Below are 24,259 nucleotides of genomic sequence, written 5' to 3'. Positions count from 1 at the left end.
TGAACCGGATAAACGCGGCGCACTTGAGTCCATCGCCAGCAAGCCGGCTCCTACAGGTATTGCGTCATCTGTGTTTCCCGGGATTGCGTGAAGAACCTTTTTTATGCCCGTTGGTCGGTGCAGGTCTGGAAAAATCTCGCCAAGGTCGCTATCGGGACAGTGCGCGTGGTGGAAATTGGCAATGATGGACTGACCCGTTTTCTGCCGTGCGGCGAACAACGGTCATATTTTTGTCATGACAGTTCCGCAAGCTCGGGGCTGTCCGTCGATAACAGGTTGATAACAACAAGGACGACCACATGCCAACGCAAAACCCGCACCGCATCGTCGGTCTGTGCACCTCCAGCAAGGTCTACAACGCACTGACCGAACTCAAGCACCTGGAAGGTCATCGCAGCGCCAAGTTTCTCTCGCTGCTGACGCAAAACCTGGTGCGCAAGGGCCTGCTCAACGAGCAGGAAGTGGTTCATATGCTCGATCAGGTGGTCAGCTGACCGACCAACGGTCGTTTGCCCCCACTGGCATCAATGACCACTATCGAAAGCGTTGATTACCCCTCAAGGCACCCGGACCTTAAAGTAGCTCCACAGATTGATGGAGGTACTTTTCATGTCCCAGGTTCAGATCATGTCCGTTATCGGCAGCGCCGTCCCCGCACAACTCAGAGAGATGGGCATGCTCGCCTGCTGGTATCTGGTGCAGGATGGCGTGCAGATCAGCGGTCCGCTCACTTCGCTGCCCGCCGCCCAGGCACTGTCGCAACGCATCGGTACCGGCCAGTCCGGCAGGTTCAGCGCCTAAGGCAGCTGCACCCGCGGTTTGGTTTCGATGAAAATGTCCCAGCTCGACATGAACAGGGCCGCGATCAACGGCCCGATGACAAAGCCGTTCAAACCGAAAATCGCCAGGCCGCCGAGGGTCGAGATCAGGATCATGTAGTCCGGCATCCTGGTGTCCTTGCCCACGAGCAACGGTCTGAGCAGGTTATCCACCAGCCCGATCACGAAGATCCCGAACAGCCCCAGCACCACGCCCTGCCAGATCGCCCCGGTGAGCAGGAAAAACACCGCCACCGGCGCCCAGACTATTCCCGCCCCCACCGCCGGCAGTAGTGACAGAAACGCCATCAACACTGCCCAGAGCAACACGCTGGGAATGTCCAGAAACCAGAAAATCAGACCACCCAGCACGCCTTGCGTGATGGCCACCAGCAGGTTGCCCTTCACCGTGGCCCGCACTACACGATTGAACTTGAGCTGCAAACGGCGTTTCTGCTGTTCCTGCAATGGCACCGCCGCACGCACCTTGCGCGCCAGTTCCGCACCGTCACGCAGGAAGAAGAACAGCAGGTACAGCATGATGAAGAAACTAACGATGAACTCGAACGTGCCTTGGCCGAAACTGAACGCCTGAGAGGCCAGCACCTGCCCGCCGGTCATCGCGCTTTTGACGATTCTCTCGCGCAGCCCGTTCAACTCGCCCACGCCGAAACGATCCAGCAGGTGCTGGAAATACGGCGGCAGGCTGTGCTTGAACTGCAATACGTGCCCGGCGATGTCGAGTTCGCCGCTCTCGACGCTTTTGTAGAGCGACACACTCTCCTGGACCAGCAAGGCACTGGTGATGATCACCGGCAGAATCGCAATCACCAGGCAAATGCTCAATGTACACAGCGACGTGAGGTTGCGTTGCCAGCCGAACTTCAGTTGCAGTCGGCGCTGCAGTGGCGCAAAGACGATGCCGAGGATCACCGCCCAGAACACCGCACCGTAAAACGGCAGCAGGATCCAGATGAAGGCAGCGCTCACCAGCACCAGCAAAACCGTCAGCGATTTGTCTTGCGGGGTCGTTTCGTTCATGTCCGTTCCGTGCCAGCCAGGACGAAAAACTTCCGCCCTGATGTTTAGTCCGCTGCGGCTCGCGCGAGTGCCATCGTTTTGTTGAGCAAGCATGGATCCAGGTCAATAAATCCCTGGCACGGGGCATTTACCCTAGCCGGCTTTTGTGACCGACACAGCCATGAACCTTACCGCGCCAGAACTGCTCGCCCCCGCCGGCACCCTGAAAAACATGCGTTACGCCTTCGCTTACGGCGCCGATGCCGTGTACGCCGGCCAGCCGCGCTACAGCCTGCGGGTGCGCAACAACGAATTCGACCACGCCAACCTGGCCCTTGGCATTCGCGAAGCACATGCTCAGGGCAAACGCTTCTACGTGGTGGTGAACATCGCGCCGCACAACGCCAAGCTCAAGACCTTCCTCAAGGACCTGGATCCGGTGATCGCCATGGCCCCGGATGCGCTGATCATGTCCGACCCCGGCCTGATCATGCTGGTGCGCCGGCACTATCCGCGGATGCCGGTCCACCTTTCGGTGCAGGCCAATACGGTGAACTGGGCCAGTGTCGAGTTCTGGCGGCAGCAAGGCTTGAGCCGGATCATCCTGTCGCGGGAGCTGTCGCTGGAGGAAATCGCCGAGATTCACCAGCAAGTGCCGGCCATGGAGCTGGAAGTGTTCGTGCACGGCGCATTGTGCATGGCCTATTCCGGGCGCTGCCTGTTGTCGGGCTACATGAACCGGCGCGATGCCAATCAGGGCACCTGCACCAACGCCTGTCGCTGGAAATACTCGGCGCAGCCGGCCACGGAAAACCAGCTCGGCGAGATCGTCCGGACATTCGAACCCGAGCCGACCCTGGGCATCGGCGCGCCCACCGATCAGGTGTTCCTGCTGCAGGAAGCCAATCGTCCCGGCGAACAGATGCCCGCCTTCGAAGACGAGCACGGCACTTACATCATGAACGCCAAGGACCTGCGCGCCGTGCAGCACGTCGAACGTCTGACGCACATGGGTGTGCACTCCCTGAAAATCGAAGGCCGGACCAAATCCCACTTCTATTGCGCGCGCACTACCCAGGTTTATCGCCGGGCCATCGACGACGCGGTGGCGGGCCGGGCCTTCGACCGCGGCCTGATGACCGACCTGGAATCCCTCGCCCAGCGCGGTTACACCGAAGGTTTTCTGCGTCGGCATGTGCATGACGAATACCAGAACTACCAGAACGGCAGTTCAGTGTCGGAGCGACAACAGTTTGTCGGTGAATTGACCGGGCGGCGCCAGGATCGCCTGGCCGAAGTCAAGGTGAAGAACCGCTTCGGCCTGGGCGACCACATGGAACTGATGACGCCCAAGGGCAACTTCCACTTCGATCTGCATCAGTTGCAAAACGCCAAGGGTGAAGCGATCGACGTTGCGCCGGGCGACGGACACACCGTGTACTTGCCGATACCGGATGCGGTGGACCTGGAGTTTGGGTTGTTGATGCGGGATGTGGCTGTGAACTGATCTTCAAATACACACACAACCCTGTAGGAGCGGGCTTGCCCGCGAAGGGGGTGTGTCAGTCACATCAATGCTGGATGTGCCGCCGTCTTCGCTGGCAAGCCAGCTCCTACAGTCAGGCGAATTCCTCACGGAGCATCGCCACAAACGCCTCTCGCGCCGGGTGAACCCCGGCGTTTTCGTGCCAGTAAAACAGGCTCTCGATTGCCGTCAATTCGGGAAACTCGAACGCCACGCACCCGGCGCCCTTGGCGTATTGATCGAATACCCCTTTAGTCACCAGCGCTACACCGGCACCGGCGCTGACGCAACCGACAATCGCGCCATAGCTGGCCAGGCTGACAATCGGCAACGACAACCCGTTGCGCAATAACCAATGCTCCATCGCCGCCCGGTACGGACAGCCCTGGGGCCAAAGGAACATGGTCTTGTCCTGCAGGTCCGTCACGTCGCGCAGCGGTCCGAGGGATGTCGAGGCGATCAGCAGCAAGTCTTCGCGGTACATCGGCGTGCGCTTGAGATGCGAACGCTCGACATCCACCGCCACGATTGCGCCGTCGAGTTTGTGATTGAGCGTGTCGTCGAGCAACTGGGCCCAGGTGCCGGTGGTCAGCTCCAGCGCCACCTGCGGGAAACGCTTGTGGAATTTCGCCAGCAGACGTGGCAGACGCCCGGTGGCCGACGACTCGATGGCCCCAATGCGCAGCGGGCCGGAGGGTTCGGCCGAAGGGTCGACCGCGCGTTTGGCCTCGGCGGTGAGGGCAAGGATTTTCAAGGCGTAGGCCAGGAAGGTCTGCCCCGACGGGCTGATACGCAGCCCTCGCCCTTCGCGCAGGAACAGCGCGACACCCAGTTCGGCCTCAAGGGCCTTGATCCGTGCCGTGATGTTCGACGGCACGCAATGCAGCACCTCGGCTGCACGGGCGATGCTGCCGACCTCGGCCACGGTCTTGAACATGCGAATCTGTGCCAGCTCCATACATCACCCAAAGTGAACGGTTTGCGCAGTATAAGTCAGTTGTGGCGAACGATGCGCTTTCTGATACTCGGTGCATCCACCCACAGGTGCACGACCATGACGCCGCTCACACCCTCCCCCGTTTCACCCTGGAAAATCATCCTGGCCATGGCGTTTGTCGTAGCGTGCTGGGGATACTCCCCAACCGGCATACATATCGGTTTGCAGGCTTACGACCCCGTGCACCTGGCACTCCTGCGCTTCCTGCTGGCCTCCGCGTTCATGGCCGTGGTCGCGATATTCAAGGGCATCCGCCTGCCCAGCCTGCGAGATTTACCACTGATGTTCGGCCTGGGCTTCTTTGCCGTGAGCCTGCACCACGTGGCGATCAACTTCGGGCAGCAGGGTGTCAGCGCTGGCGCTTCGAGCGTCCTGGCCCAGACCACGCCGCTGTTCAGCACACTGATCGCGCGCTTCGTGTTCAAGGACCAGGTGAGCCTGTGGCGCTGGGGTTGTGTGCTGCTCGGGTTGTTTGGCGTGATGATTGTGGTGGCGGGCGATCATGGCCTGGGCAGCCTCGATGCCCACGGCTTGCTGATCCTGCTGGCGGCGGTGTCCTGGAGCCTCTACTTCGCCCTGCAAAAACATCACACCGGGCGTTACGACGGGCTGACGCTGGTGTGCTACACGGTGTGGTCCGGGACGGTGCTGTTGTTGATTTATCTGCCCGGTCTTATGGATCAGGTCGCCCAGGCGCCGCTGCACGTGCAGTTCGCAGTGTTCACCCTGGGGATTTTCCCGAGTGCCCTGGCGTACCTGGCCTGGGCCTATGTACTGGCGCATGTCGATTTGAGTCGGGCGACGATGACCCTGTATCTGACGCCGCCGACGGCGATGGTGATTGCGTCTTATGCGCTCGGCGAACGGCCGACGCTGATGATCGTGGTTGGCGGGTTGGTGGTGTTGGCGAGTGTGCTGGCGTTGAATCTGGAGCGGCGGGTGGTCATTGCTCAGGTTGCTCGGGTCTGATCCGTGCTTTGCGCCTTCTGGTCGGACGCCATCGCGGGCAAGCCCGCTCCCACAGGTTCTGAGGTGTGCTCAAGAACTGCGGCAAACATAAAACCCTGTGGGAGCGGGCTTGCCCGCGAAGAACGATGACTCGGTATCACTGACCATCAACTGGGCGAAAACCGGTCGCGACTGTTGGTCAGGTGCAGCCACATGGCCGCCCGCGCCGCGTCCGGGTCCTGGCGCTTGATGGCATTGAGGATCGCCTCGTGCTCGAGGTTGGCCAACTCGCCGAGCTTGCTCAAGTCCACTGCACCACGCTCGGCGGCATTGACCCGGGTGCGCGGGATCATGGCACTGCCCAGGTGCTGCATGATTTCGGTGAAACACAGATTACCGGTGGCTTCGGCGATCAGCAGATGAAAACGCCGGTCCGCTTCGACACAGCTGTCGTTGTTGGCCAGCAGGCTTTGATAGTCATCCAGAGCCTCACGCATCTGCACCAGTTGCAGATCGGTACGGCGAGTTGCCGCCAGCGCGGCCGCCTGGGTTTCCAGGCCCATGCGCAACTCCAGAATGCTGCGCACCCCCAACGCCGTATCGACATTCAGCCGCAGCCCCTGCTCCGGTGCGCGCTCGATCACAAAGGTGCCAATGCCGTGCCGGGTTTCCACCAGCCCCGAGGCCTGCAACTTGGAGATCGCCTCACGCACCACCGTACGACTGACCCCGTGCTCCTGAACGATGGTGTTCTCCGATGGCAACTTGTCGCCGGGCAACATCTGGCCGAGCAGGATGCGCTGGGTCAGTTTCTCCACCAGGTCATGGGCCAGGTTATGGCTGCGTTTGCGGGCGGGTACTTCGAGGTCTTCTTGCATGAGAGTGTCCGGAAATCAGGGCTATCGAATCGTAGCACCGCGCCTGACGGGAATCCTGAAAAATCTCGCCAAACTTGTATGACAACACTCAACATCAAGCCCATATTCAGTCACTAACTGGGCCACAAGGCATCACCATCTGAATAAAAACCCTCTGAATACTCGCTATTTTGTTGGGTAAACGTGGTTGCGCGATGAAAAAATCTGGTTGTATGATGTCTAGCAACAACGCAACACCCAGCCTTACCCCGCATAAAAATAACGAGTGGGAGAAAACGCAGTGAATACATCCATCTCCGGGATGCACGACGACGCCAGTTCAGTGCTGAAGTCCGCCATCGCCAAAGTCAAACGTCACGTCTTGCCGCTGTTCGTCATCATGTTCATCGTCAATTACATTGACCGCGTGAACATCGGCTTCGTCCGCGCCCACATGGAACACGACCTGGGTATTGGCGCTGCCGCCTATGGCCTGGGTGCCGGTCTGTTCTTCATCGGTTATGCCCTGTTCGAAGTGCCCTCCAACATCCTTCTGCAAAAAGTCGGCGCGCGTATCTGGCTGACCCGCATCATGCTGACCTGGGGCCTGGTCGCCGCAGGCATGGCCTTCATCCAGAACGAAACCCACTTCTACATCCTGCGTTTTCTGCTGGGCGTGGCCGAAGCCGGGTTCTTCCCCGGGGTGATCTACTACTTCACCCGCTGGTTGCCCGGCGCGGAGCGTGGCAAGGCGATTGCCATTTTCCTCAGTGGCTCGGCGGTCGCCTCGCTGATCTCCGGCCCGTTGTCCGGTTTGCTCCTGCAAATCGAAGGGCTGGGCCTGCACGGCTGGCAATGGATGTATTTCATCGAGGGCATGTTCTCGGTAGGGTTGTGCGTGTTCGTCTGGTTCTGGCTGGACTCCAGGCCCCACGACGCCAAATGGCTGAGCCGTGAGGAGCAGGATGCGTTGGTCAAGGCCATCGACGACGAACAGCTGGCCCGCGAAGCCGCTACGCCGATCAAGCCGTCACTGAGCAAATTGCTCAAGGATCGTCAGATCATCCTGTTCTGCCTGATCTACTTCTTTATCCAGCTGACCATCTACGCCGCAACCTTCTGGCTGCCGAGCATCATCAAGAAGATGGGCGACCTTAGTGACATCCAGGTCGGGCTGTTCAACTCGATTCCGTGGTTGCTGTCGATTGTCGGCATGTACGCCTTCGCATCGCTGTCAGCCAGATGGAAGCATCAGCAAGCCTGGGTCGCCGTGGCCCTGCTGATCGCCGCTGCCGGGATGTTCATGTCCACCACCGGAGGGCCGATCTTCGCTTTCGTGGCAATCTGCTTTGCCGCACTGGGTTTCAAATCGGCGTCATCGTGTTTCTGGCCGATTCCCCAGGCCTATCTGGATGCACGCATCGCCGCTGGCGTCATCGCGCTGATCAACTCGGTGGGCAACCTCGGCGGCTTCGTCGCACCGACCACCTTCGGCCTGCTCGAAGAACACACCGGCTCCATCCAGGGCGGGCTGTACGGCCTGGCCGCGACCTCGATCATCGCCGCCATCATCGTGTTTGCCGCCCGCAACACACCAAAATCCGTACCTGCCGTGGCGCAGGGCAAACCCATGCCCAATCACGCCTGAATTGCGCTTTTCAAGGATTGCAAAATGAACGCACAAGACACCGCAAAAGCCCCGATCATCACCAGCATGCAAGTGGTTCCGGTCGCTGGCCACGATGGCATGCTGCTCAACCTGAGCGGCGCCCACGGCCCGTTTTTCACCCGCAATATCGTGATCCTCAAGGACAATGCCGGCCACACGGGCGTCGGCGAAGTGCCGGGGGGCGAGCGCATTCGCCAGACCCTCGAAGACGCGCGCAGCCTGGTGGTCGGCAGCCCGATCGGCACCTGGCAGAAGATTCTCAATCAGGTACGCCAGACCTTCGCCGATCGCGATGCCGGTGGCCGAGGTCTACAGACCTTCGACCTGCGCATCACCATCCATGCGGTCACCGGCCTGGAAGCCGCACTGCTCGATCTACTCGGCCAGCACCTGGACGTGCCGGTGGCCGCCCTGCTCGGCGAAGGTCAACAGCGCGATGAAGTGAAGATGCTTGGCTATCTGTTTTATGTCGGTGATCGAAGCGAAACGGACCTCGCCTACCGCAGCGAGCCAGACGCCGACAACGACTGGTTCCGCGTGCGTCACGAAAAAGCCATGACCGCCGAGGCGGTGGTCCGACTGGCGGAGGCAGCCCATGCCCGTTACGGCTTCAAGGATTTCAAACTCAAGGGCGGCGTGCTCAGCGGCGATGCCGAAATCGAAGCGGTCACGGCCCTCGCCGAACGTTTCCCCGAGGCGCGCATCACCCTTGATCCAAATGGTGCCTGGTCACTGAAAGAGGCCATCCGCCTGTGCCGCGATCAGCATCGCGTCCTGGCCTATGCCGAAGACCCGTGCGGGGCAGAAAACGGTTACTCGGGACGCGAAGTCATGGCTGAGTTCCGCCGAGCCACCGGCCTGAAAACCGCGACCAACATGATCGCCACCGACTGGCGGGAGATGGGCCACGCGATCCAGTTGCAGTCGGTCGACATTCCCCTGGCCGACCCGCACTTCTGGACCATGCAGGGTTCAGTGCGCGTGGCGCAGCTGTGCCACGAATGGGGTCTGACCTGGGGTTCGCACTCCAACAACCACTTCGACATCTCCCTGGCGATGTTCACCCATGTCGCGGCGGCCGCGCCGGGCGAGATCACCGCCATCGACACCCACTGGATCTGGCAGGACGGTCAGCGCCTGACCAAGGCCCCGCTGCAAATCGTCGACGGCTGTGTGCAGGTGCCGCAGAAACCGGGGCTGGGGGTCGAACTGGACATGGATCAGGTCGCCAAAGCTCATGAACTGTACAAAGGCATGGGCCTGGGCGCCCGGGATGACAGCGTGGCGATGCAGTTCCTGATTCCCGGCTGGAAGTTCGACAACAAGCGGCCGTGCCTGGTGCGTTGAAACGGCAGTTGCGCGTGGCCGCCTGTTGGCGGCCGGTTTAAAAAGCGCTCGGAGCATAGCGCTTAACCCCCTAAAATGGCGCGCAACTGAATCGACGATGGATGAAACCAACATGGACACACTGAAAACGATCGCGGCTTGCATGGCGCTGCTCGCCTCGGGCCAGTGCGCTGCACAGGATCAAATCGAGACGGTGGTGAACGCGGCTGTACAACCGGTGATGCAAGCCGAGGGCATTCAGGGCATGGCCGTGGCGGTCACCGTCAACGGCCAGGCGCATTACTTCAACTATGGCGTCGCCTCGAAAGAAACCGGCAACCCCGTCACGCAAGACACCCTGTTCGAAATCGGCTCCGTCAGCAAAACCTTCACCGCCACCCTTGCCGCCTACGCCCAGGCCACGGGCAAGCTGTCGCTGTCGGACAAGGCCAGCCAGATCCTGCCGGCCCTGCACGGCAGCGCTTTCGACCACATCAGCGTGCTGCAACTGGGCACCTACAGCGCTGGCGGCCTGCCGCTGCAATTTCCTGCTGAATATGATTCGGCCGACAAGATGCTCGGCTACTACAAACAATGGAAACCGCTCTACGCCCCAGGCAGCCACCGATTATATTCGAACCCCAGCCTCGGCCTGTTCGGCTACCTCGCCGCCCACAGCATGGGCCAGCCGTTTGATGAGCTGATGGAGAAAACCCTGCTGCCGAAACTCGGCTTGCAGCACACCTATGTGCATGTGCCGCAGGATCAGATGGCGCTGTACGCCCAGGGCTACAACAAGGACGGCAAGCCGGTACGGGTCAGTCCCGGCGCGCTGGATTCCGAGGCGTATGGGGTGAAAACCAGCGCCTCGGACTTGCTGGCCTATGTTGACGCAAACATGAAACCGGCGTCTCTGGAAAAGCCATTGCAGCAAGGCATCGCCTTGACTCACAGCGGTTACTACACCGTAGGCAACATGATCCAGGGCCTCGGTTGGGAGATGTATCGCTACCCGATCACACTGGATCATTTGCTGGACGGCAACGCCACGCCGATGGCCATGGAGGCGCATACAGTCCAGTGGCTGAACCCGCCGCAAACGCAGCCGGAGAACGTACTGATCAACAAGACAGGTTCAACCGGCGGCTTTGGGGCTTACGTGGCGTTCGTGCCATCGAAGGACATCGGCATTGTGATTCTGGCCAACAAGAATTATCCCAATGCAGAGCGGGTGAAGATTGCTCATCAGATTTTGAGTGCCCTTCCCCAATAGTTCCTGATCTGCCTGCTCACCACCAGCATTCAGTGCCGGATCAATCATCCGGCATTTCAGGCGGTTTGGCGGGTTTGGCGGATTTCGCCGGTTTACTGTTTTTCCCGGCCTTGGTGCCTTTGACCGCCGGCTCGGCTTCAGCGACGGGAGCGGCCACGGTCGCCGTGAATTCTTTCTCGGCCGCCGGCAGCTGATCGACAGCGCTGAAGATTTCATCCAGCTTGATGGCGTCCGATTGTTCAAGTTTCTTTTCGCCGTCCTTGCCAACCAGAATCACTTTGGTCCTGGCGCCGGCACCCAGCTTGAGCGAGCGGATCAGCGCCGCCGTGTCTTGTGGCCCGAGGTCCTTGCCGTCGCGCTGGCCCATCAGGTTGAGCACCGTGTAGAGCACCAGGTTGCGGTCGGTGAATCCCTTGCGATTGGCCGGCTCGTCCAGCGACTTTTTCAGGCTGACCCAGGTCGGATCGACTGTGCTCGGAGCAATGACAATCAGTGGCCGGGCCCTGCCCTTTTCCATGTCCAGCGGTGAGTCGCCATCGGTGGCGAACAAGGGGCCGGCAATCGCCAGCAAAGTAGCCAGGGTCAGTGACCTGATGAGCATGCGCATCTCCTTTTTGATATCCACGCTCTAATGATTGCGCATCGCGGCGATCGACGTACCGCAAATGTTTTTCGCCTTGTCCCAAGCTTAGGTCAGGGCGGTCATAGCGCAACAGGCTGAGCTAATCTGAAGACTCATGACAACCCGCCTGATCCGTCGTGAGGACTTGCCCATGAGTGCCCAGTTGAACCACACCATCGTCTGGTGCCGGGACAAGCAGGTTTCGGCGAATTTCCTGACCGGGCTCCTTGGCCTGCCCGCCCCGCAGCCCTTCGGGCCCATGCTGATCGTCAAATTCGATAACGGCGTGTCACTGGATTTCTACGACAACGACCCGCCGATAGCGTCTCAGCACTACGCATTCCTGATTGGCGACGAGGACTTCGATGCGGCCTTCGCACGCCTGCAAGCCAACGGTCAGCCGTGGTGGGCCGACCCGTGCAAGCAGCAACTGAGGGAGATCAATGATTACGCGGGAGGGCGGCGGGTGTATTTCGATGACCCGGACGGGCATCTGCTGGAGATATTCACCCGCGAATGAAGCTGGCGTGGCGGCTCGGATCAGAACGCCAGTTTGTAACCGATCAACAACAGCATGGTCGCCAGGCAAGGGCGCAGCAGTTCGTCGGAGATGCGCCCAGTCAGGTGGCTGCCCAGGTAAATCCCCGGCAACGACCCCACCAGCAAGTAACCCAGGACGTGCCAATCCATGTTGCCCATGCTGGCATGGCCAAGGCCCGCGACCAGGGTCAGCGGCACGGCGTGAGCGATTTCAGTCCCCACCAGGCGGCGGGTCGGTAGCATCGGATAGAGAATGAACAGTGCCACAGTGCCCAGTGCACCGGCGCCGATGGACGTCAGCGCGACCATGGTGCCAAGGACCAGCCCGGTGACGACCGTCATCGCATTCAGGCGCAATCCGCTGGGGTTGTAGTGGCCACCCGCACGCTTGTGGGCAAAGTCGAGCAGGCGCTTCTTGAACAGGATCGCCAGTGCCGTGGCGAACAACACAAAACCGAGGGCCTGCTTGATGATCGCGTTCATCGCCTCGGGGGCGCTGTGCAGGGTGCTGAGAAACCACAGCGTCAACGCCACCGCAGGCACACTGCCCAGGGTCAGCCAGCCGGTAATCGCCCAGTCGATGTTGTTGTTCTTTCGGTGAACCAGTACACCGCTGGATTTGGTGATGGCGGCGTACAGCAGATCGGTACCGACCGCGGTCGCCGGGTTGATGCCGAACCATAGCAGGATCGGCGTCATGAGCGACCCGCCACCCACGCCCGTCATGCCGACGATGAAGCCGACAACCAGCCCGGCGACGACCAACCCGATGTTCACTAAATCCATGAATACTTCCACAAAGATCGCAGGGGAAATCTGGCCCGCAGCATAGCGATATTTCTTATAACCAGTTATATCGATGCGATCTATCTTTATGCCTGCAGGAGCGAGCTTGCCCGCGATAGCCGTGTATCAGTTGGTATCAATGTCGACTGACATTCCGACTTCGCGAGCGCGGCGGGGGAACCGATGGACTATTCTGCTGCCCATTGGATTGACCATCGACATTCATGAAGGAGGTTTGCATGCGCACGCTTGAGTTGGCTGGCGCCAGGGTCCCGGTTATCGGGCAGGGGACCTGGCAGATGGGCGAAGACCACTCTCGACACAAGGAAGAAGTCGCGGCGCTGCGCCTGGGCATCGAACTGGGCATGACCCTGATCGACACCGCTGAAATGTACGCTGAAGGCGGCGCCGAGGAAGTGGTCCGCGATGCCATCGCCGGCCGGCGCGACAGCGTCTTTGTGGTCAGCAAGGTGTACCCGCACAACGCCAGCCGCCAGGGCATTCCCCAGGCGTGCGAGCGAAGCCTGCGCAGGCTTGGCACCGAGTATATCGACCTGTATTTGCTGCATTGGCGCGGCCAGTATCCTCTGGAAGAAACTGTCGACGCCTTTGAGCGCCTGCGCGAAGCCGGCAAGATCGGTCGTTGGGGCGTATCCAATTTCGACCTCGATGACATGCGGGAACTGAACGCCCCGGCCTGTGCCACCAATCAGGTGCTCTACAATCTGGAACAGCGTGGCATAGAATTTGACTTGTTACCCTGGAGTCAACAGCGGCGGATGCCAGTCATGGCTTACTGCCCGATCGGCCAGGGTGGAGAAATGCTCGCCAACGCCACCCTCGAACAGGTGGCCGCCCGACACGACGTGACGCCAGCACAAGTGGCGCTGGCATGGATTCTGCGTCAGGACGACGTGATCGCCATCCCCAAAGCGATCCGCCCCGAGCATGTGCAGCTCAACGCCCAAGCCGCCCGATTGCAGCTTGAAGCCGGGGATCTGGAGGCGCTGGACCAAGCGTTTCACGCGCCACAACGCAAACAGCGGCTGGCCATGGTCTGAACCACCGCAGTCAGTCAGAGAGCTTCGCCATGAGAAGCACCGACCACCTGGACCCGTTCAATCTGCAACGCTTTCTCCAGGCTCAGGACCCGGTATTCGACCGGGTTCAAACCGAGCTGAACAACGGGCACAAGCGCAGTCACTGGATGTGGTTCATCTTTCCGCAGTTTGCCGGGCTCGGCGACAGCGAGATGTCGCGTCGCTATGCCATCCACTCGCGGGAGGAAGCCCTGGCCTACCTTGAGCATCCGTTGCTGGGCGCCCGGCTACGCACCTGCACCCAGGAAGTGCTGAACATCCGGGAGCGTTCGGTGGCCGGGATTTTCGGTCATCCCGACGACCTGAAGTTTCATTCCTCGATGACCCTGTTTGCCCAGGTCGCCGCCGACGACAGCCTTTTCCAGCAAGCCTTGAACCAGTACTTCCACGGCATCCTGGATGACTGGACCTTGTCGCTGCTGGACTCAAAACAGGCCCAGTTGCCCCCCAATCAGGGTTGAGAAGTCGTCGTCGACAAACGGCAGTATCGCGTCCGCCACCGGTTGCAGTTGCCGGGTGATGTAGTGGTCGTAATCGATGGGCGCGCTACGCACTTCCAGCGGTTCAGGGCCGGCGACGGTGATCATATAGCTGATCCAGCCGCCGTTCTGGTATTGCCGCGGGCGACCCTGCCGGTCGTTGTACTCGTCGGCCAGGCGCGCCGCGCGTACATGGGGCGGTACGTTACGCTGATAGTCGTCGAGGCTGCGGCGCAGGCGTTTGCGGTAGATCAGCCGGTCATCGAATTCGCCGGCCAGGGTCTTGCGCACGTAGTCACGCACATAATCCTGATAGGGCTTGCGCAGGAAGATCAGCGAATAGAGCTCTTGCTGGAATTGCCGGGCCAGCAACGACCAGTCGGTGCGCACGGTTTCCAGGCCTTTGTAGACCATTTCGTCGCTGCCATCGGCACGGGTGACCAGTCCGGCGTAGCGCTTTTTACTGCCTTCTTCGGCGCCGCGGATGGTCGGCATCAGGAAGCGCTTGTAGTGGGTTTCGAACTGCAGTTCAAGAACGCTTTGCAAGCCGTACTCCTGCTGCACATGCTCGCGCCACCACTGATTGACGTGCGCCACCAGCGCCTGGCCGATCTGCGCGGCCTCCTGCTGGCCATGGGCGCGACGCAGCCAGACGAACGTCGAATCGGTGTCGCCGTAAATCACTGCATGCCCCTGGGCCTCGATCAACTGGCGGGTGCGCAGCATGATCTCGTGCCCGCGCAAGGTGATGGACGACGCCAGGCGCGTGTCGAAGAAGCGACAACCGCTGGAGCCGAGCACACCGTAGAAGGCGTTCATGATGATTTTCAGCGCCTGGGACAGCGGAGCGTTTTGCTCACGCTTGGCGGCTTCCCGGCCTTCGGCCACCCGGGCGACGATGGATGGCAGGCAATGCCGGGTGCGAGAAAAGCGCGCACCGCGAAACCCCGGCACCGACTCGCTGTCGTCCGGATGCTTGAGCCCTTCAATCAGCCCTACGGGGTCAATCAGGAAGGTCCGGATGATCGACGGATAGAGGCTTTTGTAGTCGAGCACCAGCACCGATTCATACAGCCCCGGTTGCGAATCCATGACAAAACCGCCCGGGCTGGCTTCGGGGGGCTTGCCGCCGAGGTTCGGTGCAACGAACCCCTGACGGTGCATCAGCGGCATATACAGGTGCGTGAACGCCGCCACCGAACCGCCCATGCGATCGGCCGGCAAACCGGTGACGCTGGCCCGCTCCAGCAGGAAGGTGAGCAACTCGGTTTTGGCGAAAATCCGTGTGACCAGCTCGCAGTCCTTGAGGTTGTATTTGGCCAGAGACGGTTTGTCCTCGGCGAACATGCGATTGATTTCGTCCATGCGCTGGTACGGGTTGTCGATGGACTTGCCCTCGCCGAGCAAGGTTTGCGCGACGTTTTCCAGGCTGAACGAGGGGAAACTCCAGGTCGCCGAACGCAGGGCCTCGATACCGTCGATGATCAGGCGGCCAGCCGCAGAAGCGAAGTAGTGGTTGCCGCTGCCGTGTTCGCGCCACTGCATTTCCTCGCCGCCACGCCCCAGTTTCAACGGCACCGCCAGGCGCCGGGCGTGTTCGTGAAGCACCCGCAAGTCGAATTGCACGACGTTCCAGCCGATGATCGCATCGGGGTCGAACCGGGCAAACCATTCGTTGAGCTTTTTCAGCAACAGGGTCCGCGAATCGCAGTATTCGAGCAGGAAATCCACCTGGCTATCGTCGCCATTGGGCGGACCGAGCATGTACACCTGACGTTCGCCGCAGCCTTCCAGGGCGATGGAATACAACTCGCCCTGGGCCGTGGTCTCGATGTCCAGTGACACCAGTTTGAGGCTCGGCCGGTAGCCGGGATCAGGTTTCATCTGTGCGTCGAGCAGCAACCCCTCGGCATTCGGTGTGCCACTGAAGCGCACCGGCGCAGTGATGAAGCGTTCCATCATGTAGCGTTCCGGCGGCCGCACGTCGGCTTCGAACACCTCGACACCGGCCCGGCGCAGCGCGGTTTCCAGGCGGATCAACTGGCCATGTTGCTGGCAGTAAAGTCCGAGGACCGGGCGATGTTCGAAATCCTGCAGGGCCAGGGGCCTGAGCTCGACGTTCTTCTCGTCATGCAAAAGGCTTTCGGCCGGCTGACGCTGCTCGGCAGGGATGAACGCCACTGACGGTTGATGCGGCAGGCGGATGCGCCGGGGACCGCTGTCGGTCGCCAGCCAGAACTCGACTTCCGTACCGGCCGGGGTATCGCGCCAATGCCGGGTCAGGACGAAGCCCTGCTGTAGATCCACCACTGCAACCTCAACGTTGATTCAGAGGGGGATTCTACCCGTCATCCGTCGGGATAGCGCGTTTACCGCCGGTATCAGCGGTCAACATCAATCCTGTGGGAGCGGGCTTGCCCGCGAAGAGGCCATTACTGCCGACATCCATGTTGAATATCTGGCCGCCATCGTCGGAACGCCGCCCGGGACAAACCCGCTCCCACAGGTAATCTATTGGCCTGAAATGAGTGTTTGCCGAAGAAAAACCGCCAAATGACGTTTTTTGCGTGTTATCTGCCGCTTTCGCCCTTGCCCTGAACGCTTGTGTCTACGATTCTTCAAGGACAACGACAACACCCGAGTAACCACCATGAAAACCGTCGCCCAACTGCTCAAGCTCAAAGATCAGAAGAATCAGGAAGTGCATCAGATCAAACCCGATCACATGGTGCTTGAGGCGCTGATGAAGATGGCCGAGAAAAACGTCGGCGCCTTGCTGGTGGTGGACAATGATGAAGTGCTGGGCATCATCAGCGAACGGGACTATGCGCGCAAACTGGTGCTGCACGGCCGCTCTTCGGTGGGCACGCCGGTGCGCGACATCATGGTGTCGCCGGTGATTACCGTCGACACCCATCAAACCGTGGATACCTGCCTGGGCATCATGTCCGATAAGCGCCTTCGTCACTTGCCGGTGGTGGAAAATGGCAAATTGATCGGCCTGCTGTCGATCGGCGACCTGGTCAAGGAAGCCATCGCCGAACAGGCTGAACTGATTCGCCAGCTGGAACAGTATATTCGCGGGGAATAAGTCCGGACACTTTGCATTCCACCTGTGTTCAGGCCGGCCAATGCCGGGCGAACACCGGTGCCAGTGCCGGGTGGCGGTCGATGCGATCCAGCCAGGCGAAAAAACCCGGCCGGGCATTGCGCAAATGCTCCCGACTGCCCGCCCATCGCGAGATCACCGCCGCCAGCACATCCAGGGCCCCTGGCTTCTCGTTGCCCAGATACAGCTCGCCCGAGAACTGATCGGCAAACACCTCCCAACTCCAGTGCAGTCGCCGGCGGGCTCCCGTCATGAGGTTCTGCCTGGACGACTCATCCGCCTCGGCCAGCCAGCGTTCGGGGTAGTCAATGATGCCGATGGCCGCATAGCAATTGCTGACGATGTAGGCCAGGCCACGAATGGCCTGGTCCCGCTCGGCCGGATCTTGCGGCAACAATCCCGATGCGGGGAAGGACAGCCCGAGGTGGATCAGGATCGCCGCACTCTCGGTCAGCACGCCGCCATCGGGTAGCTGCAAGGTCGGAATCTGTTTGAGCGGATTGAGTTTCTCCAGCGCCTGGGCCGCCTCTGCAGACGTCTCGACATCGATGAAGCGATAAGCAATATCACAGAGTTCAAGGGCAGCCTCGATGGCCGCCGCCCCGGAGTTCCGATAACCGTAGAGCTGGTACATGAACGTCTCCTTGTACACCGCGATCTCTGCGGCGCCTCATCAACCGTCCCGGCAGACGAACACGCCAGCTATCCAGTGTAGAAGCCGCCACCCGCCACACAGCGACCGTCCGACGATCGCACCATCACGCTCACAACAGGTATGGCGTCGCACCTATCATTGCCGTCGATGTTCACCATCACCTCAATGAAGTTCTCTTAAAAAATCCACGGCGTAACATCTGCTCCATACCCACCCATCAGCACCCCGGAGCACACCATCATGAAACGCCAGACCCTCCTCAGCATTGCTTTCTCGGTTTTCGCAGTTAACGCTTTCGCCGCTACTTCCGCGCAACCTGTGGTCGCTGAAGGCGGCTCGGATCGTCTGATTGAAAGCCGTGTGGCCGAGGGTGGTTCCGATCGCCTGATCGAGAATCGTGTGGCCGAAGGTGGTTCGGATCGCCTGCTGGAAAAACGTGTGGCCGAAGGTGGCTCCGACAAACTGCTGCAAAACCGCGTTGCCGAGGGCGGCTCCGACAAACTGCTGCAAAACCGCGTGGCCGAAGGTGGCTCCGATAAGCTGCTGCAGAACCGTGTTGCTGAAGGTGGTTCCGACAAGCTCCTGCAGAACCGTGTTGCTGAAGGCGGTTCGGACAAGCTCCTGCAGAACCGTGTTGCTGAAGGCGGTTCGGACAAGCTGCTGCAGAACCGCGTCGCCGAAGGCGGCTCGGATCGCCTGATCGAAAGCCGCGCTGTCTGAATGCAGTGCTTTACCGCAGGACTCAACGAAAACCCGGCCTCACCCGCCGGGTTTTTTACGCTTTTTCACGCCACGATTACTTCCCCGCCCGCGTCATGCAGCGCTGGTAACGCTCATCGACCCGCTTGGCGAACCACGCGGTGGTGAGTTTGCGGGTGATTTTCGGGCTTTGCAGCACGATCCCCGGCAATACTTCACGGGGTAACGGCCGACCCTCGGCCCGTTCGGCCAACTCGAAGACCCGCCGATAGAGTTTGCTGTCTTCGAACGCCAGGGTTTTCCCCTCCTCCAGTTGCTCCCGGATCGTCGGATTGCGCATGTCCAGTTGCTTGCCAAGGGTACGCACGGCCAGCTCCGTGGTGCCGGGCATGATCGAACCGTAGTTCACCAGATCGCCATCCAGCGCCAACGGGATACCGGATGCTCGGCTGACCGCATTCTGAAACGCGGCATTGCGGCTGGCGTACCAACCCGCGTTGAAGTCCGCAAAGCGGTACAGCGGCTGTGGATAGCTCGCCGGATAGCCAAGCAGATGCGCGATGCCGAAATACATGCCGCCGCGCCGAGTAAACACTTCATGGCGAATCGAGCCCTTCACCGGGTATGGATAGCCCTTGGCCTGCTGCTCGGCAAAATCAATCGCGACCTGCATCGGCCCGCCGGTATGCACCGGGTTGAAGCCACCGAACAGTTTTTTGCCCATCGGTACCATGCCGATGAAATCGTCGAAAATAGCGCTCAGCTCCTTTTCGCTACGCGCGGCATTCAGGCGCTCGCTGTAGCTTTTGCCATTGGGCGAATCGAGCTTTAACGCTCCGCTCACCAGCAGGCCTGGAATGTGCGCCTTGGCCGCGCGACGGTCGATCTCGTCGCGGGCGATCTTGCCCAGCCCCGGTACGCTCGGATCGACCTGAAAAGTCGACTCCTGCTCAGTCACGGCCAGCACCGAGCACAGGTTTTGCGTGGTCGGCGAGATGTCTTGCGCGGTAAACGCCACCTGGATATCCGTGGCCCAACCCTGAGGATCGGCCGCTTTAGCCGGCAGCAAACGCACAATCTCGGCCTTCACTTCGGCCGGACTGCGCGCCGCCGGCTCCTGGGTTCGCTGGCTACCGCAACCGGCCAGTACCAGCAAGGCGGCGATGCTTGAAATCAATCGATTGGCTTGCATGTCGTTCCATCTGATCCGTTGGTCGGGGCCAACCATACGACCAATGGCATGCCAGCGGCTACGGCCGCGGTAGTCCGATGGTGGCTGCCCTCCCCGACTGGACCATACTTTATCCACGTAGCGAGGAGGACAGGCTCATGCACCGCAGCGACGTGTTGATCATCGGCGCCGGCCCGACCGGACTGGTCCTGGCGTTGTGGCTGAGCAAACTGGGCGTGCGCGTGCGGATTGTCGACAAAACCTCCGCCCCCGGCACCACGTCCCGGGCGCTGGCCGTCCAGGCACGGACGCTGGAGTTGTATCGCCAGCTCGGACTGGACGATGCCGTGGTGCAAAACGGCCATCGGGTGGTGGCCGGCAACTTCTGGGTCAAGGGTGAGCCCGTGGCGCGCCTGCCCCTGTCTCAGATCGGTGAGGGCCTGACCCCCTATTCGTTTCTCGAGATTTTCCCGCAGGACGAACACGAACGGCTGCTGATCGAGCGCCTGGAAGCCTTCGGCATTACGGTGGAACGCAACACTGAACTGGCAGGCTTCGAGCAAACCGCAGACGGCATCACGGCCACGCTGCACCTGCCCGATGGTCAACAGGAAATCTGCCAGGCCTGTTACCTGGCCGGGTGCGACGGTGCGCGGTCGATTGTGCGCAAGACCCTGGATACCGGATTTCCCGGTGGCACCTACCAGCAGATTTTCTACGTCGCCGACGTGCAGGCCAGCGGCCCGACATTCAACGGCGAACTGCATGTGGACCTCGACGAGGCGGACTTCCTCGCCGTGTTCCCACTGGGAGACAGTGGTCGTGCCCGTCTGATCGGCACGGTGCGCGACGAGCGCGCCGAACACGCCGAGACCCTGTGCTTCGAGGACGTCAGCAGCCGGGCCATCGAGCACATGAAGGTGAAGATCGAGCAACTGAACTGGTTTTCGACCTATCGCGTGCATCATCGGGTGGCGGATCACTTCCGCAAAGACCGGGCGTTTTTGCTGGGTGATGCCGCCCATGTGCACAGTCCGGCAGGCGGTCAGGGCATGAACACCGGGATTGGCGATGCCATCAACCTGGCCTGGAAACTGGCGGCCGTGTTGAGCGGTGCTGCCGAGGCCAGATTGCTCGACACCTATGAAATCGAACGCATCGCCTTCGCCCGCAGACTGGTGGCCACCACTGACCGGGTATTCAACTTCATCACCGCCGAGGGGCGGATGGCCGATTTGCTGCGGACACGCCTGGCACCGCTCTTGATACCGAAAATAGCCTCGTTCGAAACCTCCCGCGAGTTCCTGTTTCGCACGGTGTCACAGATCACCCTGAATTATCGGGGCATGCCATTGAGTGCAGGCATTGCCGGGCAGGTGCATGGCGGTGATCGCCTGCCCTGGGCCCATGACGGTGAAGGGGATAATTTCGAGTCGCTCAAGTACCTGACCTGGCAAGTGCATGTCTATGGCGACACCAGCGACGAGATGATTGCCTGGTGTCACGAGCACCATCTGCCGCTGCATGTGTTCGACTGGCGACCGGCGTTCGAAGCGGCTGGACTGGGGCGCAACGGGTTTTACCTGTTACGGCCCGATACCTATGTGGCGATTGCCGAGACCTGCTCGGACCCGAAAGTGATCGAACGGTACTTGCATGATCACGGCATCCGGCCGTTTTTCGGAGCGCCCTGATTCAACACAAGCCCCCTGTAGGAGCTGGCTTGCCAGCGAAGGCGGTCATGAGGCATGCCATAACCCATGCAGACGCCTTCGCCGGCAAGCCGGCTCCTACAGGGGAATGTGGTGTTCCTTAGATCCCCGCCAGCGCCAGATCCATCGCAAAGTAAGTAAAGATCAGGTCTGCCCCGGCACGCTTGATCGCCCCCAGGCTCTCGCGGACCACGCGGTCTTCATCGATGGCCCCGGCCTGGGCGGCAAACTTGATCATCGCGTACTCACCGCTCACCTGATACGCCGACAGCGGCAGGCGCGAGGCTTCGCGAATGTCGCGGATGATGTCCAGGTACGCACCGGCCGGCTTGACCATCAATGCATCGGCGCCTTCCTGTTCGTCGAGCAACGATTCGCGCACCGCTTCGCGGCGGTTCATCGGGTTCATCTGGTAGCTTTTGCGGTCGCCCTTGAGCGCACTGCCGCCCGCCTCGCGGAACGGACCATAGAGAGCCGAGGCGAATTTGGTCGAATAGGCCATGATCGCTGTCTGGGTAAAACCGGCATCATCGAGGGCCCGGCGAATCGCCTGGACCTGCCCGTCCATCGCCGCCGAGGGGGCGATCACATCGGCACCGGCACGGGCCGCCGCCACCGCTTGCCTGCCGAGGTTGATCAGGGTCTGGTCGTTGTCGACTTCATGGTTGTGCAACACGCCACAATGGCCGTGGTCGGTGTACTCGCAAAAGCAAGTGTCGGACATCACGATCATTTCCGGTACAGCGTCCTTGGCAATGCGCGACATGCGCGAGACCAGGCCGTCATCGCGCCAGGTGTCGCTGCCGCTGCTGTCCAGGTGATGGGACACACCGAAGGTCATCACCGACTTGATTCCGGCACGGGCGTAGCGCTCGATCTCGCCGGCCAGCTTCGACTCGGGAATACGCATCACGCCGGGCATGCTCTTGATCGGCACGAAGTCGTCGATTTCTTCCTCGACGAAAATCGGCAGCACCAGATCGTTCAGGCTGAACTCGGTCTCCTGGAACAGGCTGCGCAGGCTCGCATTGCGGCGCAGACGGCGTGGGCGTGCTTCGGGGAACTGACTGGACATGGGTATTCCTGAATTTCAGAGGACGAGATGTAGGAGCTGGCTTGCCAGCGAAGGCGTCGTGTCAGGCAGATCTATATGGCTGACCCACCGCTTTCGCTGGCAAGCCAGCTCCTACAGGGATGGTTTCAACCGGCGACCGGGTTTGGAATCTGCAACCCGCGGACTACCGCCGGCCGCGCCAGGAAGCGTTCCAGCACCCGCGTGACGTTAGGGAAGTTCTGAATGCCCACCAGATCGCCGGCTTCATAGAAGCCGATCAGATTGCGCACCCACGGGAAGGTGGCGATGTCGGCAATGGTGTAGCGCTCGCCCATGATCCAGTCACGCCCTTCAAGGCGACCATTGAGCACACTGAGCAGGCGTTTGCTTTCCTCGACGTATCGGTCACGGGGACGCTTGTCTTCGTAGTCCTTGCCGGCGAACTTGTTGAAAAACCCGAGTTGGCCGAACATCGGACCAATGCCGCCCATCTGGAACATCAGCCACTGAATCGTCTCGTAGCGCGCCGCCGATTCCTGGGCCAGCAGTTGTCCGCTCTTGTCGGCCAGGTAGATCAGGATCGCGCCCGACTCGAACAGCGCCAGAGGCCGGTCGTCCGGACCGTGAGGGTCGAGGATCGCCGGGATCTTGTTGTTGGGATTGAGGGAAAGAAATTCCGGGGACATCTGGTCGTTGGTGTCGAAGCCTACCCGGTGAGGTTCATACGGCAGGCCGATCTCTTCGAGCATGATCGAGACCTTGACGCCGTTGGGGGTCGGCAAGGAGTACAGCTGAATCCACTCCGGGTATTGGGCAGGCCATTTGCGGGTGATGGGGAATGCGGACAAATCGGTCATGGGCTGGATCCACGAAGACATTGAGAGTGACGATCATAATGGAGATAGCGGCTCAACGACCCCTTGCAGCCATTAATCTCGCTGATAGAAGAGATCAAAAGAGATCACGACTGTTTCAACGCCATCAGGTGTAGCGTATCCATAACTCTGCAACATCCTGTCGATAACCTTCACTGCAAACCGTTAAAGGTTACCGGTACATTGCTGCGCTCTCGGCCGGAATCGAACCAAACGGGTTCAGGGGACTCTGAGCACCACCCCTTTGAAAACGGACCGCCTTCAATGACATGGAAAACACTCGACACAGGACAATCGTGGTGTAAAGGTTTGTCAGCCTTAACCGAACTACGCTGAAGATCCCTTTATTCATGAACCTGTTCAAATTTGCCAGACGCTTCAAACATCGCGCCTACCTGCTGCTGCCCATTTTGTTGGCGGTCGGCGCGGTGTTTCTGTCGCTGGAGCCCGGCCTGAGCCGCGCCCAACCGATGGATGGCACCCAGACGCTGGTCTTCCTGCGCCACGGGGAAAAACCCGCCGGCGGCCTGGGGCAGCTCAATTGCCAGGGACTCAACCGCGCCATCGACCTGGCGACACTGCTGCCGGAAAAGTTTGGCAAGGCCAACTATGTGTTTGCGGCGAACCCGACCCGTAACGTCGAGGAAGGCGAGTTCGACAACTCCTACAGTTACATCCGTCCCCTGATGACCATCAGCCCCAGCGCCATCAAGCTGGGCCTGCCGGTGAACATCAATTTTTCCGCCAATGACACCAGTGACCTGGCCGAAGAACTGCTTCACGACAAGTATCACAACTCGGTCATCTACACCGCCTGGTCACACGGCTACCTGCCGGAGCTGATCAACACGGTGGCCGGCGAGGCCACCGGCAAGAAAATGACCCTCATGCAAGACTGGGAATCCAGCGATTATGACTCGCTGTATGTGCTCACCCTGACCTGGCACAACGGCAAGGCCAGTTTGCAGAGTAATGTCTACAAGCAAGGCCTGAACAATGGCTCGCAGACTTGCCCGACCTGAGG

At 60.5% G+C, this 24,259-nt stretch carries 24 protein-coding genes; 14 read left to right on the top strand and 10 right to left on the bottom strand.

Going from position 1 to position 24,259, the window contains the following annotated elements; genetic code table 11:
* Window positions 1-299 precede the first annotated feature (299 nt).
* Both PMI31_RS24390 and PMI31_RS24385 read left to right on the top strand, forming a co-directional pair.
* Window positions 300-494, top strand: a complete 195-nt coding sequence (locus PMI31_RS24390) for a hypothetical protein (protein ID WP_007988042.1) — start codon at window positions 300-302, stop codon at window positions 492-494.
* Between the two features lie 115 nt (window positions 495-609).
* Window positions 610-801 carry a hypothetical protein gene (locus tag PMI31_RS24385; RefSeq protein ID WP_008021740.1) on the top strand — a complete coding sequence of 64 codons (192 nt, stop codon included), beginning with the start codon at window positions 610-612 and terminating at the stop codon, window positions 799-801.
* Here the strand turns inward: PMI31_RS24385 and PMI31_RS24380 are convergent.
* Entirely contained in the window at window positions 798-1,859 is a 1,062-nt protein-coding gene (locus tag PMI31_RS24380; RefSeq protein ID WP_008021738.1) for an AI-2E family transporter, read from the bottom strand. The two genes, PMI31_RS24385 and PMI31_RS24380, sit on opposite strands and share 4 nt — an antisense overlap.
* Before the next feature lie 160 nt (window positions 1,860-2,019).
* On the opposite strand from PMI31_RS24380, the gene trhP reads away from it, so the two are divergent.
* Complete coding sequence (gene trhP / locus PMI31_RS24375; protein ID WP_008021737.1) at window positions 2,020-3,345, top strand: prephenate-dependent tRNA uridine(34) hydroxylase TrhP; 1,326 nt, start codon at window positions 2,020-2,022, stop codon at window positions 3,343-3,345.
* Window positions 3,346-3,457: 112 nt separating this feature from the next.
* On the opposite strand, the gene PMI31_RS24370 is transcribed toward trhP, so the two are convergent.
* A complete protein-coding gene (locus tag PMI31_RS24370; protein ID WP_008021735.1) occupies window positions 3,458-4,321 on the bottom strand; it encodes a LysR family transcriptional regulator in 864 nt (287 codons plus the stop codon).
* A gap of 96 nt (window positions 4,322-4,417) precedes the next feature.
* Here PMI31_RS24370 and PMI31_RS24365 point away from each other — a divergent pair, with 96 nt between their 5' ends.
* Window positions 4,418-5,329: a DMT family transporter gene (locus PMI31_RS24365; RefSeq protein ID WP_008021732.1), complete on the top strand. Its 912-nt coding sequence runs from the start codon at window positions 4,418-4,420 to the stop codon at window positions 5,327-5,329.
* Window positions 5,330-5,475: 146 nt separating this feature from the next.
* On the opposite strand, the gene PMI31_RS24360 is transcribed toward PMI31_RS24365, so the two are convergent.
* The gene (locus PMI31_RS24360; RefSeq protein ID WP_008021730.1) at window positions 5,476-6,186 is read right to left on the bottom strand and encodes a FadR/GntR family transcriptional regulator; all 711 of its coding nucleotides are present in this window, start codon (window positions 6,184-6,186) and stop codon (window positions 5,476-5,478) included.
* A 280-nt stretch (window positions 6,187-6,466) separates the two neighbouring features.
* Here PMI31_RS24360 and PMI31_RS24355 point away from each other — a divergent pair, with 280 nt between their 5' ends.
* From PMI31_RS24355 to ampC, 3 genes are all read left to right on the top strand, one after another.
* Complete coding sequence (locus PMI31_RS24355; protein WP_008021728.1) at window positions 6,467-7,813, top strand: MFS transporter; 1,347 nt, start codon at window positions 6,467-6,469, stop codon at window positions 7,811-7,813.
* A gap of 24 nt (window positions 7,814-7,837) precedes the next feature.
* Window positions 7,838-9,181, top strand: coding sequence for a glucarate dehydratase (gene gudD, locus PMI31_RS24350; RefSeq protein WP_008021726.1), 1,344 nt, complete (start codon window positions 7,838-7,840; stop codon window positions 9,179-9,181).
* Between the two features lie 97 nt (window positions 9,182-9,278).
* Entirely contained in the window at window positions 9,279-10,433 is a 1,155-nt protein-coding gene (ampC, locus tag PMI31_RS24345) for a class C beta-lactamase (RefSeq protein ID WP_443217035.1), read from the top strand.
* Between the two features lie 40 nt (window positions 10,434-10,473).
* Here ampC and PMI31_RS24340 read toward each other — a convergent pair whose 3' ends face one another.
* Entirely contained in the window at window positions 10,474-11,034 is a 561-nt protein-coding gene (locus PMI31_RS24340; protein WP_008021722.1) for a DUF4174 domain-containing protein, read from the bottom strand.
* Window positions 11,035-11,206: 172 nt separating this feature from the next.
* Between PMI31_RS24340 and PMI31_RS24335 the strand changes: the two genes are divergently transcribed.
* The gene (locus tag PMI31_RS24335; RefSeq protein WP_008021720.1) at window positions 11,207-11,575 is read left to right on the top strand and encodes a VOC family protein; all 369 of its coding nucleotides are present in this window, start codon (window positions 11,207-11,209) and stop codon (window positions 11,573-11,575) included.
* A 20-nt stretch (window positions 11,576-11,595) separates the two neighbouring features.
* Here PMI31_RS24335 and PMI31_RS24330 read toward each other — a convergent pair whose 3' ends face one another.
* Window positions 11,596-12,381: a sulfite exporter TauE/SafE family protein gene (locus tag PMI31_RS24330; protein WP_008021717.1), complete on the bottom strand. Its 786-nt coding sequence runs from the start codon at window positions 12,379-12,381 to the stop codon at window positions 11,596-11,598.
* Between the two features lie 239 nt (window positions 12,382-12,620).
* On the opposite strand from PMI31_RS24330, the gene PMI31_RS24325 reads away from it, so the two are divergent.
* Together PMI31_RS24325 and PMI31_RS24320 are read left to right on the top strand one after the other, a co-directional pair.
* A complete protein-coding gene (locus PMI31_RS24325; RefSeq protein ID WP_008021715.1) occupies window positions 12,621-13,442 on the top strand; it encodes an aldo/keto reductase in 822 nt (273 codons plus the stop codon).
* Between the two features lie 29 nt (window positions 13,443-13,471).
* Window positions 13,472-13,942 (top strand): DUF1810 domain-containing protein, encoded by a 471-nt coding sequence (locus PMI31_RS24320; RefSeq protein WP_008021713.1) that lies wholly within the window; start codon window positions 13,472-13,474, stop codon window positions 13,940-13,942.
* Here the strand turns inward: PMI31_RS24320 and PMI31_RS24315 are convergent.
* Window positions 13,907-16,267: a DNA polymerase II gene (locus PMI31_RS24315; RefSeq protein ID WP_162130445.1), complete on the bottom strand. Its 2,361-nt coding sequence runs from the start codon at window positions 16,265-16,267 to the stop codon at window positions 13,907-13,909. The two genes, PMI31_RS24320 and PMI31_RS24315, sit on opposite strands and share 36 nt — an antisense overlap.
* Before the next feature lie 343 nt (window positions 16,268-16,610).
* Between PMI31_RS24315 and PMI31_RS24310 the strand changes: the two genes are divergently transcribed.
* On the top strand, window positions 16,611-17,051 hold the full coding sequence (locus PMI31_RS24310) for a CBS domain-containing protein (RefSeq protein ID WP_008021710.1): 441 nt from the start codon (window positions 16,611-16,613) through the stop codon (window positions 17,049-17,051).
* A 28-nt stretch (window positions 17,052-17,079) separates the two neighbouring features.
* Here PMI31_RS24310 and PMI31_RS24305 read toward each other — a convergent pair whose 3' ends face one another.
* Window positions 17,080-17,703, bottom strand: coding sequence for a glutathione S-transferase (locus PMI31_RS24305; RefSeq protein WP_008021708.1), 624 nt, complete (start codon window positions 17,701-17,703; stop codon window positions 17,080-17,082).
* 261 nt (window positions 17,704-17,964) lie between these two features.
* Between PMI31_RS24305 and PMI31_RS24300 the strand changes: the two genes are divergently transcribed.
* Window positions 17,965-18,444: a hypothetical protein gene (locus tag PMI31_RS24300; protein WP_008021706.1), complete on the top strand. Its 480-nt coding sequence runs from the start codon at window positions 17,965-17,967 to the stop codon at window positions 18,442-18,444.
* A gap of 76 nt (window positions 18,445-18,520) precedes the next feature.
* On the opposite strand, the gene PMI31_RS24295 is transcribed toward PMI31_RS24300, so the two are convergent.
* Window positions 18,521-19,615 carry a DUF1615 domain-containing protein gene (locus PMI31_RS24295; protein ID WP_008021704.1) on the bottom strand — a complete coding sequence of 365 codons (1,095 nt, stop codon included), beginning with the start codon at window positions 19,613-19,615 and terminating at the stop codon, window positions 18,521-18,523.
* 137 nt (window positions 19,616-19,752) lie between these two features.
* Here PMI31_RS24295 and PMI31_RS24290 point away from each other — a divergent pair, with 137 nt between their 5' ends.
* Complete coding sequence (locus PMI31_RS24290; protein ID WP_008021702.1) at window positions 19,753-21,288, top strand: FAD-dependent oxidoreductase; 1,536 nt, start codon at window positions 19,753-19,755, stop codon at window positions 21,286-21,288.
* 118 nt (window positions 21,289-21,406) lie between these two features.
* On the opposite strand, the gene hemB is transcribed toward PMI31_RS24290, so the two are convergent.
* Window positions 21,407-22,381 carry a porphobilinogen synthase gene (hemB, locus tag PMI31_RS24285; RefSeq protein WP_008021700.1) on the bottom strand — a complete coding sequence of 325 codons (975 nt, stop codon included), beginning with the start codon at window positions 22,379-22,381 and terminating at the stop codon, window positions 21,407-21,409.
* A gap of 125 nt (window positions 22,382-22,506) precedes the next feature.
* Window positions 22,507-23,217 (bottom strand): glutathione S-transferase family protein, encoded by a 711-nt coding sequence (locus PMI31_RS24280; protein WP_008021698.1) that lies wholly within the window; start codon window positions 23,215-23,217, stop codon window positions 22,507-22,509.
* 368 nt (window positions 23,218-23,585) lie between these two features.
* Between PMI31_RS24280 and PMI31_RS24275 the strand changes: the two genes are divergently transcribed.
* Window positions 23,586-24,257 carry a hypothetical protein gene (locus PMI31_RS24275; RefSeq protein WP_008021696.1) on the top strand — a complete coding sequence of 224 codons (672 nt, stop codon included), beginning with the start codon at window positions 23,586-23,588 and terminating at the stop codon, window positions 24,255-24,257.
* The last annotated feature ends 2 nt before the right edge of the window (window positions 24,258-24,259 follow it).

Origin of the sequence: Pseudomonas sp. GM55 (assembly GCF_000282395.1) — a bacterium.
Taxonomy (GTDB): domain Bacteria; phylum Pseudomonadota; class Gammaproteobacteria; order Pseudomonadales; family Pseudomonadaceae; genus Aquipseudomonas; species Aquipseudomonas fluorescens_CC.
Note: the sequence above shows the minus strand (reverse complement) of the source record. Positions and strands in the feature narration are given on the sequence as shown.

Bases quoted from the DNA above. Each gene is read 5' to 3' on its own strand.
- PMI31_RS24340 (WP_008021722.1), bottom strand. From the start codon at position 11,034: ATGCTCATCAGGTCACTGACCCTGGCTACTTTGCTGGCGATTGCCGGC.
- PMI31_RS24330 (WP_008021717.1), bottom strand. From the start codon at position 12,381: ATGGATTTAGTGAACATCGGGTTGGTCGTCGCCGGGCTGGTTGTCGGC.
- PMI31_RS24280 (WP_008021698.1), bottom strand. From the start codon at position 23,217: ATGACCGATTTGTCCGCATTCCCCATCACCCGCAAATGGCCTGCCCAA.
- PMI31_RS24390 (WP_007988042.1), top strand. From the start codon at position 300: ATGCCAACGCAAAACCCGCACCGCATCGTCGGTCTGTGCACCTCCAGC.
- PMI31_RS24370 (WP_008021735.1), bottom strand. From the start codon at position 4,321: ATGGAGCTGGCACAGATTCGCATGTTCAAGACCGTGGCCGAGGTCGGC.
- hemB (WP_008021700.1), bottom strand. From the start codon at position 22,381: ATGTCCAGTCAGTTCCCCGAAGCACGCCCACGCCGTCTGCGCCGCAAT.
- trhP (WP_008021737.1), top strand. From the start codon at position 2,020: ATGAACCTTACCGCGCCAGAACTGCTCGCCCCCGCCGGCACCCTGAAA.
- PMI31_RS24305 (WP_008021708.1), bottom strand. From the start codon at position 17,703: ATGTACCAGCTCTACGGTTATCGGAACTCCGGGGCGGCGGCCATCGAG.
- PMI31_RS24325 (WP_008021715.1), top strand. From the start codon at position 12,621: ATGCGCACGCTTGAGTTGGCTGGCGCCAGGGTCCCGGTTATCGGGCAG.
- PMI31_RS24335 (WP_008021720.1), top strand. From the start codon at position 11,207: ATGAGTGCCCAGTTGAACCACACCATCGTCTGGTGCCGGGACAAGCAG.
- PMI31_RS24275 (WP_008021696.1), top strand. From the start codon at position 23,586: ATGAACCTGTTCAAATTTGCCAGACGCTTCAAACATCGCGCCTACCTG.
- ampC (WP_443217035.1), top strand. From the start codon at position 9,279: ATGGATGAAACCAACATGGACACACTGAAAACGATCGCGGCTTGCATG.
- PMI31_RS24360 (WP_008021730.1), bottom strand. From the start codon at position 6,186: ATGCAAGAAGACCTCGAAGTACCCGCCCGCAAACGCAGCCATAACCTG.
- PMI31_RS24320 (WP_008021713.1), top strand. From the start codon at position 13,472: ATGAGAAGCACCGACCACCTGGACCCGTTCAATCTGCAACGCTTTCTC.
- PMI31_RS24310 (WP_008021710.1), top strand. From the start codon at position 16,611: ATGAAAACCGTCGCCCAACTGCTCAAGCTCAAAGATCAGAAGAATCAG.
- PMI31_RS24365 (WP_008021732.1), top strand. From the start codon at position 4,418: ATGACGCCGCTCACACCCTCCCCCGTTTCACCCTGGAAAATCATCCTG.
- PMI31_RS24385 (WP_008021740.1), top strand. From the start codon at position 610: ATGTCCCAGGTTCAGATCATGTCCGTTATCGGCAGCGCCGTCCCCGCA.
- PMI31_RS24300 (WP_008021706.1), top strand. From the start codon at position 17,965: ATGAAACGCCAGACCCTCCTCAGCATTGCTTTCTCGGTTTTCGCAGTT.
- PMI31_RS24295 (WP_008021704.1), bottom strand. From the start codon at position 19,615: ATGCAAGCCAATCGATTGATTTCAAGCATCGCCGCCTTGCTGGTACTG.
- gudD (WP_008021726.1), top strand. From the start codon at position 7,838: ATGAACGCACAAGACACCGCAAAAGCCCCGATCATCACCAGCATGCAA.
- PMI31_RS24380 (WP_008021738.1), bottom strand. From the start codon at position 1,859: ATGAACGAAACGACCCCGCAAGACAAATCGCTGACGGTTTTGCTGGTG.
- PMI31_RS24290 (WP_008021702.1), top strand. From the start codon at position 19,753: ATGCACCGCAGCGACGTGTTGATCATCGGCGCCGGCCCGACCGGACTG.